This is a genomic window from Microbacterium sp. NPDC078814, assembly GCF_040702645.1.
Taxonomy (GTDB): domain Bacteria; phylum Actinomycetota; class Actinomycetes; order Actinomycetales; family Microbacteriaceae; genus Microbacterium.
Genome location: NZ_JBFBLT010000034.1, coordinates 1 through 2,148, shown reverse-complemented (window position 1 = coordinate 2,148; position 2,148 = coordinate 1). Strand labels below are relative to the sequence as shown.

Annotated in this window: 3 protein-coding genes; all 3 read left to right on the top strand. The window is 62.2% G+C overall.

The window, feature by feature from the left end:
• The first annotated feature begins 269 nt into the window (after positions 1-269).
• Entirely contained in the window at positions 270-755 is a 486-nt protein-coding gene (locus AB0300_RS18795) for an HNH endonuclease signature motif containing protein (RefSeq protein ID WP_366216691.1), read from the top strand.
• 12 nt (positions 756-767) lie between these two features.
• Positions 768-1,085 (top strand): HNH endonuclease signature motif containing protein, encoded by a 318-nt coding sequence (locus tag AB0300_RS18790; RefSeq protein WP_366216690.1) that lies wholly within the window; start codon positions 768-770, stop codon positions 1,083-1,085.
• 733 nt (positions 1,086-1,818) lie between these two features.
• On the top strand, positions 1,819-2,070 hold the full coding sequence (locus tag AB0300_RS18785) for a hypothetical protein (RefSeq protein WP_366216689.1): 252 nt from the start codon (positions 1,819-1,821) through the stop codon (positions 2,068-2,070).
• The last annotated feature ends 78 nt before the right edge of the window (positions 2,071-2,148 follow it).

The following is a 2,148-nucleotide window of genomic DNA, read 5'->3' as shown; positions in this document are numbered from 1 at the left end:
CTCGGCGTGATGCTCTGTTGCTCGCCCCTCAACGACGCAGACGACCTAGAACACTAGTCGAACTGCTCGTCCTGTCGGGGACGAGTGCCCACGGAGAGACTGATCCCTCTCGCGGTGGGCCTTTTCTGTACCCACCGACATGGGAGAAACCAATGACCAAACCACTCTGCTCTTTCCCGGACTGCGGCATGAAGCCTCGTGCACTCGGCCTTTGCTCCGCACACCACGCCCAGCACCTACGGGGACAAACGCTTCGTCCCAGGCGTGAAGTGATCAGGGACATCCGCCAGAGGGTGGAGAGTAAGACTCTTCGAGGCGAAGGTTGCTGGGCATGGAGCGGTGCGCACGCGAACACAGGCTATGCGCAAGTCCGCGAGAACAAGAAGCTGCACTACGTGCATCGCCTGGTGTATGCCTTCCACAACGGAAGCGTTCCGGACGGAATGGTAGTGGACCACAAGTGCCACAACCGCGGCTGCATCAACCCGGAGCACCTTCAAGCAGTATCGCCGAAGCAGAACAACGAGAACCGGTCGGGTCCAGCGCGCAACAACACAAGCGGCTACCGCGGGGTTTACCGGATCACTAGGTCTGGCAAGTGGGGTGCTCGCCTAAAGGACGGCCCCACTGTGCACCGCGAAGAGGGATTTGCTACCGCGGCAGAAGCGGCAAAAGCAGCGTCTCGGATGCGGGCCACGATCTTCACCAACAGCCTGCTCGACATGCACCCAGCAGCCCCAGGCGACAACGACTAAGGAGCCCGGAGCATGGTCTCATCCCGCACCGGGCTGACACCCCACCTCCGCTTCCGGAAAGCCGTACTCTCCCGAGACCGCAAGGCAGGGGTCACACACTGCCCAGACTGCGGATGCGAACTCGACTACGAAATCAGCAGGCAACCCCACTCCGCCGAACCAGACCACATCATCCCAGCAGCACAAGCACGACAACTCGGATGGACAGACGCCCAACTCAACGCACCAACAAACGGGCGCACCATCTGCCGGCGATGCAACCAATCACGAGGCGCCGGAAAACCAAACAAGAAGATCAACAAGACCATTCAACCCTCGAACGGATGGTAGGGCACCCACCCCCTCCCACCCCCTCCACAGTCGCACCCGAGGCATTGCGAGACTTTCGCACACGGGGTGGATTTCCACAGGAGGCGTTATGAGCTCCTACGTTCCGCGCGCCAAGAAACGGATAGATTGCAGAGAGTCCTCTCTGTCGCCCTTGCCGCCGTAAGCGCCCGACCTACAGGGATCGGGTGGCTGCGGGCCGCGACCAGCATTGGTCGTGCGGAGCGTGCGGGGTTAATTGTTCCCGGCCGGCCACTCGCGGGGCTCGACCGAAGTGGTGCCCGTCGTGCCGGAAGGCTCTGCACAATCGCGATATCAAGATCAGCGCGGGGGAGCGGACGGCAATCTATTTGCGGGATGGGTGGGAGTGCTGGCTGTGCCTCGGCGCGGTCGATCGTACGCTTATTGGCTCACGTTCTCGTTGGCGCCCGTCGCTCGATCATGTTCGCCCGCGAGCTCTCGGCGGAGACGACTCGCCCGCGTACCTTCGGTTGGCCCATTGGTGGTGCAACTCGGTCCGTTCCGACGGTCGCGCTTACTCTCCGGAGGATTTCCGTGTCGCTTCGTGATTCCGCCTCCTCAGGCGATCGGTTGAAGACGTTGCGCGACCTGCGCGACCTTCTCGCCGACCAGTTGGTTGAGTCTGCGTCCGCGCGTGATGTCGCGGCGCTTACTGCTCGGTTCCAGTCGGTGCTAGCCGAGATCGCTGATCTCGAGTCGCAGGAGCAGAAGGCTGGTGATCCTCTTGACGAAATCGCAGCCCGTAGAGCTGCTCGGGGAGGCGCCACCGCGCGTCTTGGTCGAGCCGAAGGGCGTTCGCGCTAACTCTTGGGAGGACGTGGCGGATCTTTCGGCGCAGGCGGGGATTGTGCTGGATGGTTGGCAGGAGGTCATTCTTCGCGCGGCGATGGGTGAGCGTTCGGATGCAACGTGGGCGGCTAAGCGTGTCGGGGTGAGCGTGGCCCGTCAGAAGGCCGCGTCCGTTTGAGTGGTGGTCTTTCGCTTCGTTGCGATGATCAGCTGTCGTTAGTTTAGGCGGCGGTGATCTCGGGGAGTATCACCGCCT

What these genes read in the sequence shown, in the direction of transcription:
- AB0300_RS18790 (WP_366216690.1), top strand. Translation starts at nt 768, where the DNA reads ATGGTCTCATCCCGCACCGGGCTGACACCCCACCTCCGCTTCCGGAAA.